15 protein-coding genes and 1 tRNA gene are annotated in these 16,145 nt (G+C 67.7%); 5 read left to right on the top strand and 11 right to left on the bottom strand.

The window, feature by feature from the left end:
• Nucleotides 1-139 precede the first annotated feature (139 nt).
• From FV228_RS07515 to aroQ, 9 genes are all read right to left on the bottom strand, one after another.
• A complete protein-coding gene (locus FV228_RS07515; RefSeq protein WP_147854031.1) occupies nt 140-784 on the bottom strand; it encodes a glutathione S-transferase N-terminal domain-containing protein in 645 nt (214 codons plus the stop codon).
• Between the two features lie 9 nt (nt 785-793).
• Complete coding sequence (locus tag FV228_RS07510) at nt 794-1,186, bottom strand: type II toxin-antitoxin system PemK/MazF family toxin (RefSeq protein ID WP_147854030.1); 393 nt, start codon at nt 1,184-1,186, stop codon at nt 794-796.
• A complete protein-coding gene (locus FV228_RS07505; protein ID WP_147854029.1) occupies nt 1,164-1,460 on the bottom strand; it encodes a MazF family transcriptional regulator in 297 nt (98 codons plus the stop codon). The genes FV228_RS07510 and FV228_RS07505 overlap by 23 nt, the downstream gene beginning before the upstream one ends.
• 53 nt (nt 1,461-1,513) lie before the next feature.
• Nucleotides 1,514-2,056 (bottom strand): acetolactate synthase small subunit, encoded by a 543-nt coding sequence (gene ilvN / locus FV228_RS07500; protein ID WP_058193937.1) that lies wholly within the window; start codon nt 2,054-2,056, stop codon nt 1,514-1,516.
• A gap of 100 nt (nt 2,057-2,156) precedes the next feature.
• On the bottom strand, nt 2,157-3,932 hold the full coding sequence (locus tag FV228_RS07495; protein ID WP_147854028.1) for an acetolactate synthase 3 large subunit: 1,776 nt from the start codon (nt 3,930-3,932) through the stop codon (nt 2,157-2,159).
• A 422-nt stretch (nt 3,933-4,354) separates the two neighbouring features.
• Entirely contained in the window at nt 4,355-5,800 is a 1,446-nt protein-coding gene (locus FV228_RS07490; protein WP_147854027.1) for an amidase, read from the bottom strand.
• Nucleotides 5,801-6,127: 327 nt separating this feature from the next.
• A complete protein-coding gene (gene pyrC, locus FV228_RS07485; RefSeq protein WP_147854026.1) occupies nt 6,128-7,210 on the bottom strand; it encodes a dihydroorotase in 1,083 nt (360 codons plus the stop codon).
• A 13-nt stretch (nt 7,211-7,223) separates the two neighbouring features.
• Entirely contained in the window at nt 7,224-7,925 is a 702-nt protein-coding gene (locus FV228_RS07480) for an orotate phosphoribosyltransferase (protein WP_147854025.1), read from the bottom strand.
• Between the two features lie 133 nt (nt 7,926-8,058).
• Entirely contained in the window at nt 8,059-8,511 is a 453-nt protein-coding gene (gene aroQ / locus FV228_RS07475) for a type II 3-dehydroquinate dehydratase (protein ID WP_147854024.1), read from the bottom strand.
• A gap of 377 nt (nt 8,512-8,888) precedes the next feature.
• Between aroQ and FV228_RS07470 the strand changes: the two genes are divergently transcribed.
• Nucleotides 8,889-9,731 carry a 3-keto-5-aminohexanoate cleavage protein gene (locus FV228_RS07470; protein WP_147854023.1) on the top strand — a complete coding sequence of 281 codons (843 nt, stop codon included), beginning with the start codon at nt 8,889-8,891 and terminating at the stop codon, nt 9,729-9,731.
• Nucleotides 9,732-9,815: 84 nt separating this feature from the next.
• Here the strand turns inward: FV228_RS07470 and FV228_RS07465 are convergent, their stop codons facing one another.
• On the bottom strand, nt 9,816-10,553 hold the full coding sequence (locus tag FV228_RS07465; RefSeq protein WP_187277673.1) for a class I SAM-dependent methyltransferase: 738 nt from the start codon (nt 10,551-10,553) through the stop codon (nt 9,816-9,818).
• A 168-nt stretch (nt 10,554-10,721) separates the two neighbouring features.
• Between FV228_RS07465 and FV228_RS07460 the strand changes: the two genes are divergently transcribed.
• A tRNA-Gly gene (locus tag FV228_RS07460) sits at nt 10,722-10,795 on the top strand.
• 79 nt (nt 10,796-10,874) lie between these two features.
• On the opposite strand, the gene FV228_RS07455 is transcribed toward FV228_RS07460, so the two are convergent.
• The gene (locus FV228_RS07455) at nt 10,875-11,822 is read right to left on the bottom strand and encodes an AraC family transcriptional regulator (RefSeq protein ID WP_187277672.1); all 948 of its coding nucleotides are present in this window, start codon (nt 11,820-11,822) and stop codon (nt 10,875-10,877) included.
• A gap of 333 nt (nt 11,823-12,155) precedes the next feature.
• Here FV228_RS07455 and FV228_RS07450 point away from each other — a divergent pair, with 333 nt between their 5' ends.
• The 3 genes from FV228_RS07450 to FV228_RS07440 are packed head-to-tail and all read left to right on the top strand — an operon-like array spanning nt 12,156 to nt 15,991.
• Nucleotides 12,156-14,375: a TonB-dependent receptor gene (locus tag FV228_RS07450; RefSeq protein WP_147854020.1), complete on the top strand. Its 2,220-nt coding sequence runs from the start codon at nt 12,156-12,158 to the stop codon at nt 14,373-14,375.
• A gap of 3 nt (nt 14,376-14,378) precedes the next feature.
• Nucleotides 14,379-14,741 (top strand): hypothetical protein, encoded by a 363-nt coding sequence (locus tag FV228_RS07445; RefSeq protein WP_147854019.1) that lies wholly within the window; start codon nt 14,379-14,381, stop codon nt 14,739-14,741.
• Complete coding sequence (locus tag FV228_RS07440) at nt 14,738-15,991, top strand: MFS transporter (RefSeq protein ID WP_147897679.1); 1,254 nt, start codon at nt 14,738-14,740, stop codon at nt 15,989-15,991. The genes FV228_RS07445 and FV228_RS07440 overlap by 4 nt, the downstream gene beginning before the upstream one ends.
• Nucleotides 15,992-16,145 lie beyond the last annotated feature (154 nt).

Raw genomic sequence — 16,145 nt, 5'->3', positions numbered from 1 at the left:
AACCTCATCCGCACCGCATCCGACACGGACAGCCTCAAGACCCGCAGAAAAGCCGCCGCTTGGAACCACGACTACCTCAGAGCCATCGTCACTCAGACCGCCTGATCCCCTTCAAGCGATCGCCCTGCGCCGCTCGGGTTCAGGCCGGCAGGGTCAGCCCTTCGCGGGCGAAGACGGCCCGCACCGCCGGTCGCTCGGCGACCCGGCGGGCATGGGCGTGCCAGGCCGGGAAGCGCTCGGCCATATCGAACTTGAGCGACGCGCCGGACGCCCAGACCCAGAAGACCATTAGGTAGGCATCGACGACGCCGTACCGATCCCCCACCGCCCAGCCGCCGTTCGAGAGGTGGACCTCGGTCATGGTGCAGAGGTCGCCGTAGGTGTCGGCGGCCTTGTCGCGGATGCCTGGAAAGGCGTCCTCGTCGGCGGTATAGCGCTCCGGCCGGCGGACATGCGCGTAGGCGACGTGGTGGTTGGCGGCGAGCCAGCCGAGCCACTCGTCGGCCCGGGCCTGCTCGCGCAGGTCGGTGGGCCAAAAGCCCTTCTCGGGCACGGTGCGGGCGACGTGGCGCAGGATCGCCGCGCATTCGGTCAGCACCCAGCCGTCCTCGACCAGGGCCGGCACCCGGCCGCGCTCGTTGATCGCGAGGTATTCCGGCGCGCGTTGGTCCCCCGCCGCGAGGTTGAGCTTGACGCCCTCGAACGACAGCCCGGATTCCTCCAGGATGATGTGGGCGGCCAGCGAGCAGGCGCCGGGGGCGTAGTAGAGGGTGCGGGTGGTCATTCGGAGTTCTTACCGTTGCTGCACTGAGGGGGCGTCCGCACCGTCGAAAGTCAGGCCGAGAAGACTACGCAACTTGCCGCGCACTTCGGCGACAACATCGTCCGGTGCCGACCCGAGGCTTCTGAGGATCCGGGTCGCCCGGTCGATCGAACGGACTTGATCGACCAACACGGCGCCTTCGACGACCAGACTAGCTGGCAGGAAGACTTTGGTTGGCCATGGATGCGGGTTACGCGTGATCGGGCATATGATCACCCGGCGCGTCAGCTGGTTCATGTCCGGGTCCGATACGACGAGCGCCGGCCGGATACCTTTCTGCTCGGTGCCGCGGACCGGTTCGAGATCGATCAGAAGCAATTCGCCAGGATGCGGCTGCCAATCAGTACGGATCGTTGGCGTCATCGATGATCTCGGAACCGCGATCGGGCCCCCAATCGATAGTTTCAGGCTCCGCCTCCGGCCCCAGACGCCGCGCCTCAGAAATCATCTCGGCCAACGTATAAACGGGCAACCCGTCAACGTACCGACGCCCGGTCCATTGCTTGGGCTCGACCTTCGGCCGCCCCTTCGAGATGATCTCGACGGTCTCACCCTCGCGGATGCCGAGTTCCTCGGCTTCCGCGCTGCTCAGCCGAACGGCGAGATCATCGCCCCAGCGAATCACCTTGGCTTCCATCGCACCGCCTCCCGCGAGGACGCCGGAGCATAGCAGATCCGGGCCGCCGCTTCCTACAGCGGCTCCGAACCCCGCCCCATGGCGCTGATGCCGGTGCGGCAGATCTCCACCAGCCCGATGACGCTCATCAGACGCACGAACCGGTCGATCTCCTCGGTGGCGCCGGTCAGCTCGAACACGAAGGAGTTGAGCGTGGCGTCGAGCGTCTTGGCGCCGAAGGCGGCGGCCAGGCGCAGGGCCTCGCTGCGGTGCTCGCCCTCGCCCTTGACCTTCACCAGGCAGATCTCGCGCTCCAGAGCATTGCCCTGGAGCGTCAGGTCCACGACCCGATGGACCGGCACCAGCCGATCGAGCTGCGCCTTGATCTGCTCGATTACTGCGTTCGTGCCGGTGGTCACGATGGTGATGCGCGAGATATGGCGCGCCTCCTCGGTCTCGGAGACGGTCAGGCTCTCGATGTTGTAGCCGCGGCCGGAGAACATGCCGGAGATGCGGGCGAGCACGCCGGGCTCGTTGTCGACGATCACGGCGAGCGTGTGCCGGTTCACAGGCTCGACGCGGCCGGCATCGGGGTAGTGGGTGTTCATCGCGTTCATCGCCGGCTTCGTCCTCGTCCAGTCCTGCTTTTGGCGGCGATCCGAGCGCGCCGCCGCCCATGCGGCGGGCAGCGGCCCCGAAGGGCCGCCGCCAAGCAACCTACACCAGCATCTTGCCTTCCTCGGAGATCACGTCGCCGAGTTCGACGCCGGTCTCGCCGAGGTAATCGGACAGGAGCATCTCGTTATGCGCCTTGCCCGAGGGGATCATCGGGAAGCAGTTCTCGGTCTTGTCGACGATGCAGTCGAACAGCACCGGCCCGTCATAGGCCAGCATCTCCGCGATCGCGCCGTCGAGGTCGCCCGGCTTCTCGCAGCGCATGCCCTTGGCGCCGTAGGCCTCCGCCAGCTTAACGAAGTCCGGCAGGCTCTCGGAATAGCTCTGCGAGTAGCGCGAGCCGTGCAGCAGCTCCTGCCACTGCCGGACCATGCCCATGTACTCGTTGTTCAGGATGAACACCTTGACCGGCAGCCGGTACTGAACCGCGGTCGAGAGCTCCTGCATGTTCATCAGGATCGAGGCCTCGCCGGCGATGTCGATCACCAGCCCCTTCGGGTGGGCGAGCTGCGTACCGATCGCCGCCGGCAAGCCGTAGCCCATCGTGCCGAGGCCACCCGACGTCATCCAACGGTTCGGCTCGTCGTACTTGAAGTACTGCGCCGCCCACATCTGATGCTGGCCGACCTCCGTGGTGATGTAGGTCTCGCGGTCCTTGCAGGCCTCGTAGAGGCGCTGCACAGCATATTGCGGCTTGATGATCGTCCCCGACGGCCAGTAGGCGAGGCAGTCGCGCGCCTTCCAGGCGCCGATCTTCTGGAACCATGGGTCGAGGTTGGATTTCTCCGGCCGCGACGGCAGGGCACGCCAAGCTTCCAGCATGTCGGCCAGAACCGAGGCGCAGTCGCCCACGATCCCGACATCGACCTTCACCACCTTGTTGATCGAGGAGGCGTCGACGTCGATGTGGATCTTCTTGGAGAACGGCGAGAACGCATCGAGCCGGCCGGTGATCCGGTCGTCGAACCGGGCGCCGACGCAGATCATCACATCGCATTCGTGCATCGCCAGGTTGGCCTCGTAGGTCCCGTGCATGCCGAGCATGCCCAGGAACTTCGAATCCGTGCCCGGATAGGCGCCGAGCCCCATCAGGGTCGAAGTGACCGGGAAGCCGGTCTCGGCGACCAACTCGCGCAGCAGCCGCGAGGCTTCGGGGCCGGAGTTGATGACGCCGCCGCCGGTGTAGAAGACCGGGCGGCGCGCGGTTGCCATCAGCTCGACCGCCGCGCGGATCCTGTCGCCGTCGCCCTTGACCGCCGGACGGTAGGTCTTGTGGCTCGCGATCTCCGGGCGCTCGTAGAGGCCGGAGGCGAACTGGATGTCCTTGGGCAGGTCGACCACGACCGGGCCGGGCCGGCCGTTCGCGGCGACGTAGAACGCCTCGTGCAGGATCCGCGGCAAGTCCTCGATCGATTTGACCAGGTAATTGTGCTTCGTGCAGTGGCGCGTGATGCCGACCGTGTCGCATTCCTGGAAGGCGTCGGTACCGATCAGATGCGTCGGAACCTGCCCGGTGATGCAGACGAGCGGGATCGAATCGAGCAAGGCGTCGGTGAGGCCGGTGACGATGTTGGTGGCGCCGGGCCCCGACGTGACCAGCACGCAGCCGACCTTGCCGGACGAGCGCGCATAGCCCTCGGCCGCGTGGACCGCGCCCTGCTCGTGCCGGACCAGCACGTGCTTCACCGCGTCCTGGTGGAACAGAGCGTCGTAGATCGGAAGTACGGCACCGCCCGGATAGCCGAACAGCGTGTCCACGCCCTGATCCCGGAATGCCCGGATGACCATCTCGGCCCCGGTCATGACCTCGCCGCCCATGCTCTCCTCCTCCGCTCCCCGGATCGTCGGCGGCGTTCGTGCGCCGCCGGACGGACCGGTTCCTGTCGTCCTGCACCTTCGTCACGCGAGGCGGCATCCGCCTCGCTCGAAGGTCCTGTGGTCGTCGTTATCTCGAACGCGTGGATCTCGTTGGTCGTGGTGTGTCACCGGGCAGCGGGCAATAAAAAAGGGCCCCGAGGGACCCTGCATGCGCCACCGCTCGGATTGCGGCCCTGGTTTAGGGCCGCCCCGTCGGTGACGCTTCCGCTACAATAAGAACCGCGTTCATCGGATATCCGAACCTGCCTCGCGGCGATCGATGAATCCGGGATCGGATTCAAGCCATTCGCACGTGAAGTGTTGGGCCTCATACCGGAGACCTGACACTCGGTCAACGCGTAAGCCAAGGATCGGCCGCGCGCTCAGTGCAGGGGCGGCGGCCGGCGGCGCACCCAGTTGCTCGCCGCGTCGTAGGCCGCGCCGAGCTGGAGGCAGGCGAGTTCGCCGTGGTTGCGGGCGACGATCTGGATGCCGGTCGGCAGGCCGGCGTCTCCGAAGCCCGCCGGGACGTCGAGGGCCGGCAGGCCGGACATGGTCACCGGGACCACAATCTGCATCCACCGATGGTAGGTGTCCATCGCGTGGCCGCCGACCTCCCGGGGCCAGCGCAGGCCCTTGTCGAACGGAAAGACCTGCGCGCTCGGCATGACCAGGTAATCGTAGTTGTCCATGAAGCGGCGGACGGTCTCGTACCAGCGGGTGCGCCCCTCCAGGGCGGCAACCACCTGATCGGCGGTGAGCGCAAGCCCGCGCTCGGCCTCCCAGATCGCCTCGGGCTTCATCTGCGCCCGGTGGCCGGGCTCGTCGTAGAGCGGCCGGAGCGCGGCGGAGACCGACAGCGCCCGCAACGTCAGGAAATCGCGCCAGAGCTGCTCCATGTCGAACCGCGGCGCGGCCTCCTCGACCACGCAGCCGATCTCCGCGAAGGTCGCGAGCGCGGCGCGGCCGAGTTCGAGCACCCCGGGATCGAACGGGATCTGGCCGTCGAAATTCCCGAGCCAGGCGATCCGCGTCCCGCGGAAATCCCGGGCCAGCGGGCTCGCGAAGGCCGACGGGTCCTGGCGGATCGTGTTCGGGCAGCGGGGATCGTAGCCGGCCTGGACCGACAACATCAGGCCGATATCGGCGGGGCTGCGCCCGATCGCACCGAGCACCGATAGGCCCGGGCTGAACACGTCCTTGGTCTCGACCGGGATCCGGCCCCAGCTCGGGCGCAGGCCGTAGCAATTGTTGAAGGCCGGGGGGTTGCGGAGCGAGCCGCCGAAATCGCTGCCGTCGGCCACCGGCTGCAGCTTGAGCGCGACCGCCACAGCGGCCCCGCCGCTCGATCCGCCGGCGCTCTTCTCCGGATCGTAGGCGTTCCCGGTCACACCGTAGACCGGGTTGAAGCTGTGCGAGCCGAGCCCGAATTCGGGAATGTTGGTCTTGCCGATGAAGATCGCCCCGGCCGCGCGCAGCCGGGCGACCATGATCGTGTCCACTTCGGCAATCCGGTCGGCGAAGATGGGCGACCCTTGCGTGAACGGCAGCCCGCGCACCGCATCGAGATCCTTCACGGCGAGCGGAAACCCGTGCAGCGGCCCCACGGCCTCGCCGCGGACGAGCGCGGCATCCCGCGCCTCCGCCTCTCGGAGGAGCGCCGCGTCGTCCTGGAGCCCAACGATGGCGTTGACCTGCGGATTGAGCCGGTGGATCCGCTCCAGGTACGCCCGCATGACCTCGACGCAGGAGACGACCCGGCCGCGAATGGCGGCCGCGAGATCCACGGCACCAAGCGCCGTGATGCCGTTCTGTCGCTCATCCTGCATGGTCGATCGTCTCCCTATCGCGGTCCGCGCCGGCATGGCCGAGGCTTGGTGAGGTCGATCACACGTTTTGTCGCGTGCGACGGTCTACCACTAGCGATAGTTGGGGAGACAAGAGATGTGCAGGGATTCGGCTGACGTTCAAGCGGCCGGCGTCGCGCGCGCAATGCGCGGTCGTTCCTGATCCCGTCCCCAGGCTCAGCACCGTCATTGCGAGTATAGCGAAGCAACCTAGGGCAGCGCGCGCTCACGGAATCTGGCGTTTCCCTGGGTTGCGCCGCTACGCTCGCAATGACGGTGGGGCCGGTGCGAACTCCTACCGGCGCCTTATCAGACCACCGCCCAAGGCAGCGTCTCATCCCCGCGGAACACCACCACGGCGGTGTCCTCCACGGCCACCGCCTCGATCACGCGGCTCTCCCGCCGCTCGAGGGTGACCGTGGCGGCGTTCGGCTCCAGCCCGTGGAACCGCGCCCCGTTCAGCGATGCGAACGCCTCGAAACGGTCCAGCGCGCCCTCCTCGTCGAAGACCTGCACGTAGGTCTGAAGCGCGCTTGGCCCGCAGAACACGCCGGCGCAGCCGCAGGAGGCCTCCTTGGCGCCGCGGACATGCGGGGCGGTGTCGGTGCCAAGGAAGAAGCACGCCTCGCCGGAGGTGGCGGCCGCACGCAGCGCCAGGCGGTGCCGCTCGCGCTTGGCCACCGGCAGGCAGTAGAGGTGCGGGCGCAGGCCGCCCTGAAAGATGTGGGTGCGGTTGATGACGAGGTGGTGGGGCGTGATCGTCGCCGCCACGCGGCTCCGGTTGGCCCGGACCACGTCGAGGATCTCGGCCGTGGTGGCGTGCTCGACGGTGACCTTCAGGCCCTGGTGCCGGGCGAGCAGCGGGATCAGGCTGCCCTCCATGAACGCCGCCTCGCGGTCGAAGATGTCGATCTCCGGATCGGTCGCCTCGCCGTGGATCAGGAGCGGCATGCCGATCCGCTCCATCCGCTCCAGCACGGGCGCGAGCCCGATCAGGTCGGTGACGCCGGCATGGGAATTCGTGGTCGCGCCGGCCGGGTAGAGCTTGGCCGCGATCCAGACGTTTTCTGCAAAGCCCCGCTCGATCTCGTCCGGATCGGTGTCGTCCCGCAGGTAGCAGGTCATCAGCGGGGTGAAATCGAGGCCGGCGGGCAGCGCGGCCAGGATCCGCTCGCGATAGGCGCGCGCGGCCGCCACCGTGGTCACCGGCGGGACCAGGTTCGGCATGATGATGCCCCGGGCGAACTGGGCCGCCGTGTAAGGCAGCACCGCCTTCAGCATCGCGCCGTCGCGCAGGTGGATGTGCCAGTCGTCCGGCCGACGGATGGTGATCCGGTCGGCCGCGATGGAAGCGGGCGGCTGCGCGGCGGGGAACAGGTCGGCGACGCTCATCGCTTTCGGCTCCTCAGCCCTGACCGAAGGAGGAGATGCCGCCGTGGGCCGACGACCATTCGGCCGGCGCGTTAAGGAAGCTCTCGACCTCGGTCAGCGTCTTCGGATCGAAGGTGCCCATCTCCTTGGCGACCGCCAGCACGTCCCACCACGTGGTCAGGTAGTGCAGCTTGATCCCGGTCTCCTGCATCAGCGCGGCGCTGCCGGGGAAGATGTCGTAGTAGAACAGCACGAAGCAGTGATCGACCTGGGCGCCGGCGTCCCGCAGGGCCTGGCAAAAGTTCACCTTGCTGCGCCCGTCGGTGGCGAGATCTTCCACCAGCAGGGTCCGAGCGCCCTCCACCACCTCGCCCTCGATCTGGGCGTTGCGGCCAAAACCCTTCGGCTTCTTGCGCACATACTGCATCGGCAGCATCAGCCGGTCGGCGATCCAGGCGGCGAACGGGATGCCGGCGGTCTCGCCGCCCGCGACATGGGTGAGCGACTCGTAGCCGATCTCGCGCACGATCGTGGCGGTCGCGAAATCCATCAGCGTCGCGCGCAGGCGCGGGAACGAGATGATCTTGCGGCAGTCGATATAGACCGGGCTGGCCCAGCCCGAGGTGAACTTGAACGGCTCGTCCTTGTAGAAATGGACGGCCTGGATCTCCAGGAACATCTTGGCCGCTTCGCGGGCGATGATCGTCCGGTCGATGGGCAGGAACGACGTGGTCATGCGGCGTGCGCGCTCCGCTGGGTGCGCTCACCGCCGGAGGCCGGGCCGAGGAGCGCGAGGATGGGAAGGCCTGACCGGTCTCCTCCGCCCTGTCTCCGCCAGCGTCAACCCTGAAGCCGACGCTATCCGCCTCTCAGGCCGCGCCGGCCTTGGCTCGCAGCTGCGCCAGGTGCCGGATCGCCAGGGCGTAGCCGTGCGTCCCGAACCCGGCCAGCACCGCGGTCGCGGCGAGCGAGATGTAGGAATGATGCCGAAACGCCTCGCGCCGGTGGACGTTCGAGATGTGGCACTCGATCACCGGCACCTCGCAGGTGTTGAGCGCATCGAGGATCGCCACCGAGGTGTGGGTGTAGGCCCCGGCATTGATCACGATCCCGGCGGACCCGACCCGGAACGCATGGATCGCGTCGATCAGCACGTGCTCGGCGTTGCTCTGGCGGAAATCGATGCCCAGCCCGAAGCCGGCGGCTGTCTCGCGGCACAGGGCCTCGACATCGGCCAAGGTCTCGCGCCCGTAGATCTCCGGCTGCCGCTTGCCGAGCAGGTTCAGGTTCGGCCCGTTCAGGACCAGGATCGTGTCGATCATCGTGTTCCTCGCCGCCCCACGTGGCCGGCACCGAAGCCTCAATGCACTGAGACCTCACTCGCTTGCTCCCCCTCGCGCCCTCATCCTGAGGCGCGAGCGCAGCGAGCCTCGAAGGAGCCATCGAGGACTCGCCCGGCAGACTGGAGACCTCCTTCGAGGCGACCGCTGCGCGAACGCGCCTCAGGATGAGGGCACGGGTTGCTTCGCCCCGTTGTGGCCGTGCGGGGGGCAAGGGTCAAACTGGCTCTCGCATGCGCCTGTCACCCGATGGGCGATGTTCCGTACAGAGACCGTCTCATCCGCCCAACAGGTTCAGTTTCGCGGCGCGCGCCGCTATCCCGGGTGCGACCGCGAATAGAAATCAGGGAGGACACGCCATGGCAGGATCCCGCAGCGCAACGCCCGTGGTGATCGCGGTGGCGATCACCGGCTCGGTGCCGCGCAAGAAGGACAACCCGGCCGTGCCGGTCACGGTGGCCGAGCAGATCGAGTCGACGCAGCAGGCCTTCGAGGCCGGCGCGACGCTGGCCCATATCCACGTGCGCAACGACGACGAATCGCCCTCCTCCGACCCCGACAAGTTCGCCGCCGTGCAGGAGGGGCTGCGCACGCACTGCCCCGGGATGATCGTGCAGTTCTCCACCGGCGGCCGCGGGCGCGATCCCGCCGCCCGGGGGCTCTCGCTGAAGCACCGCCCCGACATGGCGTCACTCTCCACCGGCTCGGTGAACTTCCCGACCATCGTGTACGAGAACGGCGCCGGCCTGGTGACCGATCTGGCGAGCCAGATGAAGCAGCACGGGGTGCGGCCGGAGATCGAGATCTTCGACCTGTCGCACCTGCACGGTGCCAAGAGGCTGGTGGAGGCGGGCCTGATCGACGCGCGCCCGCACGTGCAGTTCGTGATGGGCGTCCAGAACGCGATGCCGGCCGAGGAGCACCTGCTCGACATCTTGCTCGCCGAGACGCGGCGGATCCTGCCCGACGCCACCTGGACCGCCGCCGGGATCGGCCGCAACCAGGCGGTCGTGATGGAGTGGGCGCTTGCCCGCGGCGCCGATGCGGTCCGCACCGGCCTGGAGGACAACATCCGGGTGACGAAGGACCGGCTCGCGGCGAGCAACGCCGAGTTGGTCGGCCTCGCAGCCGCGGCGGTCCGCAGCCACGGCCGCAACGTCGCCAGCCCCGCCGAGGCGCGGGCCGCACTGGGTCTGGGCTGAACGGAATCATATTCCGCACCCCCGTCTTGGACCGCGTCAAATCTCGTTGGCCGACAAGCGATCACTCGCGAAGCCTTTCGGGCATCACGGCTTCCGGGCGACGATGGCGTGCAGTCTACCGACGGAGCGGTCCTGATCGACGAGGAAGCCAATCGCCTGCAATTCCTTCGCCACGGCAGCAGGCTGAAGCCGCAGCTTCCGATAGCTGCTTTTGCGCAGCGTCCAACCGTCATTGTCGCGGATATGGATGATATCGGTCACGACGACGCTTTCAGGCTCGTAGTCCAGTGCGCAGACCATCAAACGCTGGTCGTCCGCCCGAACCGGAATGAAGCGATCTAATCCTGTCAGTTCGAGCGAAAGATCGCGAAACGTCAGGACCAAACGACCTGTCACACGTAGCACGTCATGCGCATCGCGGAAGAGCTTCGATACGTCGCCGCGATCGTCGAGATGCGTGAGGGTATCGCCCATACATACAATCGCATCGACGCTTTCGCGCTCAACCAATGTCGCGAAGCTGCGCATATCGGCCAATCGCGGTTCGATAGGAGTTCCCGCTCTAAGAGCATTCAATTCATCGAGCAGAGCGCGACAGTTATCGATTGCAATAACTGATTCGAAGCCGAGATCGCTGAGAGCAAAGCTCTGGTAGCCAGGCCCGCAACCGAGATCGATGGCTCGACCATTCGTTCGTGAATATATTCCAAGATCCCAAAGCAGATTCCGCTGCTCGGAAACCTTTTCATCGAACGATGAACCGTTCATCCATGAGTAGTGATCTGCAAGAAGATTGTCGTAATGGGCTTGCACATGGCTCATCAGAAGCTCCGTGCCAGGCTTTTTCGAACGCATTACATTCGTTCAGGGCTGCTTGTCGAGATTGCGTTCCGAGAGCCGCGTATCTCCCAGCGCCTTTCAACCGATCGCCGACACGGCCCAGAAGCCCATCTTCTCACGGGCCGGACGGCGTGCTAACGGTCCGCCCGCGCGGGTGTAGCTCAATGGTAGAGCAGCAGCCTTCCAAGCTGAATACCCGGGTTCGATTCCCGGTACCCGCTCCACGCCGTCTCACCATCTGAAGCCGCCGGCAGCGGCAGGATATCGGATCGGTCGGCGCGGGCCTCCCAGCCGCGGACGCCCTCAACGATCCATCGCAAAATCCCGCTCGCGGAAACGCTCTCGGTCGATGGTCGCGCCCGACCGTCGGACCTGTGAGGGCGTGAGGCCGAAGCGCTTGCGGAACGTGCGGTTGAAGTAGGACAGGTCGCCGAACCCGACATCGAAGGCAATCTCGCTCACCGGCCGGGCATCCTCGGCATCCGTCAGGCGCTGCATCGCCCGGTCGAGGCGTCGGGCGAGGACAAAGCCCGAGAAGGTCTCACCCTCTGCCTGAAACATCGCCTGGACCTGCCGACTGGAGATCTGCTGGGCTTGCGCCACGGCCTCCAGGCTCAGGTCCGGCCGGCCGAGGCGCTGCTCGACCTCAGCCTTGAGCGCCTGGATTCGCAGGTCGCGCCGACTCGGGCCGGGCGCGGAAATCGCGGGGCCCGGCTCGCGCACGATGAAGGCCAGCAGCTGCGCGAGGTGCTCGCGGACGAGATCTGCGATGCCCGGGGCGCCCACGGGGATCAGGCCCCGCAGGAGGCTCGCGCCGTAGACGGTCAGCGTCTGCAGGCCCGGATGGTCCCGCCCGATCCGCCGGATGTGCCCTGTCTCCAGCGCGGCGAGGGGACCGGTCAGCCGCTCCCGGTCGATCGCCAGGAGGTCGATCCGGTCGACGCCCAGCGCGTCGAAGAGGGCGCCCCGGCTCGTGGCTACCAGCAGTGCGTCCCTGGAGCAGCAGGCGACCTTGCACCCGCCCTGGGTCACCTCGAGTCGCCCGATTGCGGGCCGCACCAGCAGCAGGCGCTCGCCCGGGCCCTCGTCGCGCCAGGAGCGGGACGGCTCGAACACCGAGGCGATGCCGAGGTCCGGAACGATGCGAATCGCCGTCCGGCCCCGGAACGGAAGGGAATCCGAGTCCTCGCGCGTCTCCGGGACGATGCCGGCTGCCGCCCCGCGGGTCGCAGCCTGCACTGCGGCGCTCATCGCGGCGTCCATACCGGGCCCCTCGTCGGCGTGGCGACCAGGCAACGTCGTTTCGTCATCGCGCCCCCTCGCCGCGTAGCTGCGCAGCAGTCCGTACTCTTGCGCGCCCGAGTCCAAGCGGGAGCGAAATCATCATGTTAGAGCGGCCTAGAGATGTCGAGACTTTATGCATCCTCGACCAATCGTCTCGGCGCTGAAAGTCGCGATAATATCGATTTAGACAAATTTTAAACTGGGCGGACGTCGATGTCTCGCGTTCTCTACACGCAGAATCCGGCCCGGCAGTTTTGGAAGGCGTCCCAACGCGGACGCGCAGGGGTGGGTCTGACAAGCATGCGTACCATTCGTCTCGTCGCGATCCTCGGTGCGGGGACTGCCCTGGCCGGGCCGGCCCGGGCCGAGACCGCCGCACCCGTCGTCGCCCTCGACGAAATCTCTGTGACGGCCACCCGCGCGCCGCGCCGGATCGAGGACGTGCCGCAGAGCGTCCAGGTCGTCGACCGCGACCAGATCCGCCAGCAACTCGCCCTGACCTCAAGTCCCTCGGCCGTGCTCTCGAAGCTGGTGCCGGGCTTCTCGGTACCGAACGGCACGATCTCCAGCGCCTCAGAAAGCTTCCGGGGCCGCAACCTCCTGGTGCTGATCGACGGCGTGCCGGTGAATACGCCGCTGCGCGACGTCTCGCGCATCCTCAATCTGATCGACCTCAATTCGGTGGAGCGGATCGAGGTGGTGGCCGGCGCCTCCAGCCTCTACAGCGCGGGCGCCACCGGCGGCACCGTGAACTTCATCACCCGGCGCCCGACGGACGGGGCTCCGGTCGTCACGGTCAACACGGCGATCCGGACCTTCACGGCCGACCCGGTTCACGGCGTCGCGCCCGAGACATCGATCAGTGTGACCGGCAAAGTGCCGGACGGCGTCGATTACGCGTTCACCGGCTCCGGTCGGTTCGCCACCCGCACCTTCGACGGCAAGGGGCGGGAATTGCCCTCCGACGGTCAGCTCGGCCAGGGCGGTGCCGACCGCTTCCAGCTCGGCAACATCAACCTGCGGCTCGGCTACGACCTCGATCTCACCAAACGCGTCGAGTTCGGCCTCACCCAGATCCTGCTCAACCAGGATCCGCGCTACCTCACCGATTACAGCGGCTCCTTCGCCCGGCCCGACTACGCGCGAAGCTATATCGGCCTGCCGGTCGCCGAGGATACGCGCTCACTGTACCTACGCTATACGGATCGGGATACGCCGCTCGGCAGTTTCTCGATCCTCGGTTTCTACAACGACATCAACAAGCGCTTCAATTATTCGCAGTTCGCCTATCCGGCCAACCCGTTCGTCACCTACTCGTTCATCCCCACCGCGCCCACGAGCCTGGCCAACCAGACCGCGCTCGCCACCGAGCGCGGCGGCATCAACCTCACCCTCGACACCGACCTGAGCGTCCTCCTGCCCGGGCTGAAGCTGACCTGGGGCTCCGACATAATCTCGGAATCAACCCGGCAGCGGGCGCGGGACGGCACCGACGTGTTCACGCCCCTGCAGCAGAACAGCTACGCCGGCTTCGCCCTGCTCCAGCTGCCGATCGGCGAGCGGCTGACCGTACGTGCCGGCATGCGCTACGAGCACTTCGACCTCGACGTCGCGGGCTTCACCCGGCCAACGACCTTCGCGGCAAGCGCGGCGCGCAACGCCCTGGGCTACTCGACCTTCGTGCTGCCAGCCCTCAACGTCACCGGCGGCAAGTTCTCCTACTCAGCCCCGACCTTCAACGCAGGCGCGACCTTCAACCTGCTGCCGGGCATCGACCTCTACGGCGGCTTCAGCCAGGGCTACGCGCTCGCCGATATCGGCGCCTTCACGCGCCGGGCCGGCCTGTCCCTCGCCTATGCCTGCCCGATCTCCCGTCCGTTCTGCCTGCCGGCGGGCACCACCATCGCGTATTCCAGCATCGCCCCGCAGGCGCAGATCGTGAACTCCTACGATTTCGGCGTCCGCGGCCGGAGCGGGATCTTCTCCGGCAGCCTCGGCGGGTTCGTGTCGACCTCCGACGACGGCACGACGTTCGACCCGCTCACCAACAAGCTGAGCCAGCAGAAGGAGATGATCTACGGGGTCGAGTTCACCGGGAACGCGCAGGTCACGGAGCAACTGAATCTCGGCACCGTACTCGGCTACCGCGAGGGCCGCTACGACACCAACAAGGACGGGCGCCTCGACAGCTACCTGCCGAACAACCGCATCGGCGCCCCCTTCCACGGCACGCTATCGGGGACCTACCTGTTCGCGAACGGCGTCTCGCTCCGGGTCGAGGGTGAGGGCTTCAGCGGCCGCGACGCCCGCATCGACCTCATCGGCACCCGCTTCCGCTTGAAGGACGCCTTCACGGTGAACGCCGCGTTCGGCGCCCCCCTGGCCGGGGGCGAGCTCTACGCATCCGTCGATAACCTGTTCGACCGTGCCTACTGGAATCCGACCGCGACCTCGGTGCGCAACCTGACCGTCTTCGGGCTCGGGCGCACCGTCACCGTCGGCTACCGCAGGACGTTCTGAGGGATGGTCGCCCTCGAAGAGGCCGACGACCTCATGGTCCTGCGCTATCTCGGTCCAACCGAGCCGGGCGACGAGACCGCCTACCTCGACGCCCTGGAGCAGGTGGGCGCACGGACTGAGCCGTTCGCCCTGATCCTGGTGCTCGGCGGCGTCGGCAAACTTTCGGCGGCTTCCGAAAAGGCCCAGGCTCTCTGGTTCAAGCGCACGCGCGCCGACCTCGAGCGGCACTGCCGCGGCCTCGTGATCGTGCGGCCGGGCTTCGAGGAGGCGGGCGCCGACGTATTCCGCCGGCTCTGGAACTTCCCGATCGAGATCGCCCCCGACGAGCCGGCCGCCCGGGCCTCCGCACGGGCCTATCTCTCATGAGCGCCGCCTCCTCGGCACCCGCCGCCGTGGCCGTCACGGCCGACGGGCGGCGCGAGCGGTACTCGCTCTTCGTGGTGCTCGCCGCCCTCTACATGGCGCAGGCGATCCCCTCCTACCTGATCGCCGCTGCGCTCCCGCCGATCATGCGCGAGGCCGGCGTGTCCCGGGCGGGGATCGGCTATCTGAGCCTCCTGTTCCTGCCCCTCGTGCTGAAGTTCCTCTGGGCGCCGCTGATCGACCGTGTGCGGCCCTTCGCGCGGGCGCACCGGGCGGGGTGGGTGGTGATGACCCAGGTCGGCGTGATCGGTTGCATCCTCGCGATGCTGCCGCTCGGCCCCACCAACGTGCCCGGGATCATCGGCGTCGGCTTCCTCGCCGCGCTGCTGATCGCGACGCAGGACATCGCCACCGACGGCTACGCCGTGAAGCGGTTGCGGCCGGAAGATCGCGCCATCGGTAACGCCATACAGGGGGGTTCGGTCGCCCTCGGGGTGGTGGTCGGCGGAACGCTGAGCCTCGTCCTCTACCATCATGTCGGCTGGACCGGGATGCTGCTGAGCGCGGCGGCCTTCTCGGTGCCGCCGCTGCTGGCCGCCTTCGCCATGCGCGAGGAAGCGCCCGAGACCGGCGCCACCGCGCCGCGGCCCTCGATCCGGGCCTTCCTGCGGCGGCCGGAGGTGCACACCATCCTGTGGGTGGCGCTCACCTACCGGGTGAGTGAGGGGCTCGTGAAGGCCATGGAGGGCGCCTACCTGGTCGATGCGGGCGTACCCCTCGACCGGATCGGCTACCTGTCCGGCGTCTCGGCGATGACCGCGGGGCTCGCCGGCTCCGGCGTCGCAGCGCTGCTGGTCCGCCGCTACGGCACGGCCGCGACCCTCGGCCTGCTGGGCGGGCTGCGGACTCTCTGCTTCGCCCTGTTCACGGCGCATGCCTTCGGGGCTGTCGTCGGCCTGTGGCCTCTGTTCGGCGCGGCAGGGTTCCAGACCCTGATCCGCTACATGGAGATCGTGGCGCTCTACAGCCTGTTCATGGCGGTCTCTTCAGCGGAGCAGCCGGGCACCGACTTCACGATCCTCGCCTGCGCGCAACTCGTGGTCTACCTCGTCGGCTCACTGATCTCGGGCAAGCTCGCCGACCTCCTCGGCTACGGCGCCCTGTTCGGGCTCGCGACGTTCCTTTCCGGCCTCGCAACGATGGCGACCGTCCGGCTGCTCGGGACCGGCCGCACCGGTCAGGCCACCGGATGACGGGGGTCGTCCGGGCGAAGCCGCACGGCGGCAACGATCAGGGCAAGGCCCAACGTCGCGCAGGTCCAGAACGGCAGCGCGGGCGCGATCCGGAACGCCGCGCCGCCGCAGAGGGCTCCGATCCCCTGGCCGAGCACGTGGACGCTCGCGAGCC

It is taken from the genome of Methylobacterium sp. WL18 (assembly GCF_008040015.1).
Classification (GTDB): Bacteria; Pseudomonadota; Alphaproteobacteria; order Rhizobiales; family Beijerinckiaceae; genus Methylobacterium; species Methylobacterium mesophilicum.
This window is presented reverse-complemented; position numbering and strand designations above follow the sequence as displayed.

Bases quoted from the DNA above. Each gene is read 5' to 3' on its own strand.
- FV228_RS07465 (WP_187277673.1), bottom strand. From the start codon at position 10,553: ATGAGCCATGTGCAAGCCCATTACGACAATCTTCTTGCAGATCACTAC.
- FV228_RS07515 (WP_147854031.1), bottom strand. From the start codon at position 784: ATGACCACCCGCACCCTCTACTACGCCCCCGGCGCCTGCTCGCTGGCC.
- FV228_RS07480 (WP_147854025.1), bottom strand. From the start codon at position 7,925: ATGACCACGTCGTTCCTGCCCATCGACCGGACGATCATCGCCCGCGAA.
- FV228_RS07455 (WP_187277672.1), bottom strand. From the start codon at position 11,822: ATGAGCGCCGCAGTGCAGGCTGCGACCCGCGGGGCGGCAGCCGGCATC.
- FV228_RS07495 (WP_147854028.1), bottom strand. From the start codon at position 3,932: ATGGGCGGCGAGGTCATGACCGGGGCCGAGATGGTCATCCGGGCATTC.
- FV228_RS07505 (WP_147854029.1), bottom strand. From the start codon at position 1,460: ATGGAAGCCAAGGTGATTCGCTGGGGCGATGATCTCGCCGTTCGGCTG.
- FV228_RS07510 (WP_147854030.1), bottom strand. From the start codon at position 1,186: ATGACGCCAACGATCCGTACTGATTGGCAGCCGCATCCTGGCGAATTG.
- FV228_RS07445 (WP_147854019.1), top strand. From the start codon at position 14,379: ATGGTCGCCCTCGAAGAGGCCGACGACCTCATGGTCCTGCGCTATCTC.
- FV228_RS07450 (WP_147854020.1), top strand. From the start codon at position 12,156: ATGCGTACCATTCGTCTCGTCGCGATCCTCGGTGCGGGGACTGCCCTG.
- FV228_RS07490 (WP_147854027.1), bottom strand. From the start codon at position 5,800: ATGCAGGATGAGCGACAGAACGGCATCACGGCGCTTGGTGCCGTGGAT.
- FV228_RS07470 (WP_147854023.1), top strand. From the start codon at position 8,889: ATGGCAGGATCCCGCAGCGCAACGCCCGTGGTGATCGCGGTGGCGATC.
- pyrC (WP_147854026.1), bottom strand. From the start codon at position 7,210: ATGAGCGTCGCCGACCTGTTCCCCGCCGCGCAGCCGCCCGCTTCCATC.
- aroQ (WP_147854024.1), bottom strand. From the start codon at position 8,511: ATGATCGACACGATCCTGGTCCTGAACGGGCCGAACCTGAACCTGCTC.
- FV228_RS07440 (WP_147897679.1), top strand. From the start codon at position 14,738: ATGAGCGCCGCCTCCTCGGCACCCGCCGCCGTGGCCGTCACGGCCGAC.
- ilvN (WP_058193937.1), bottom strand. From the start codon at position 2,056: ATGAACGCGATGAACACCCACTACCCCGATGCCGGCCGCGTCGAGCCT.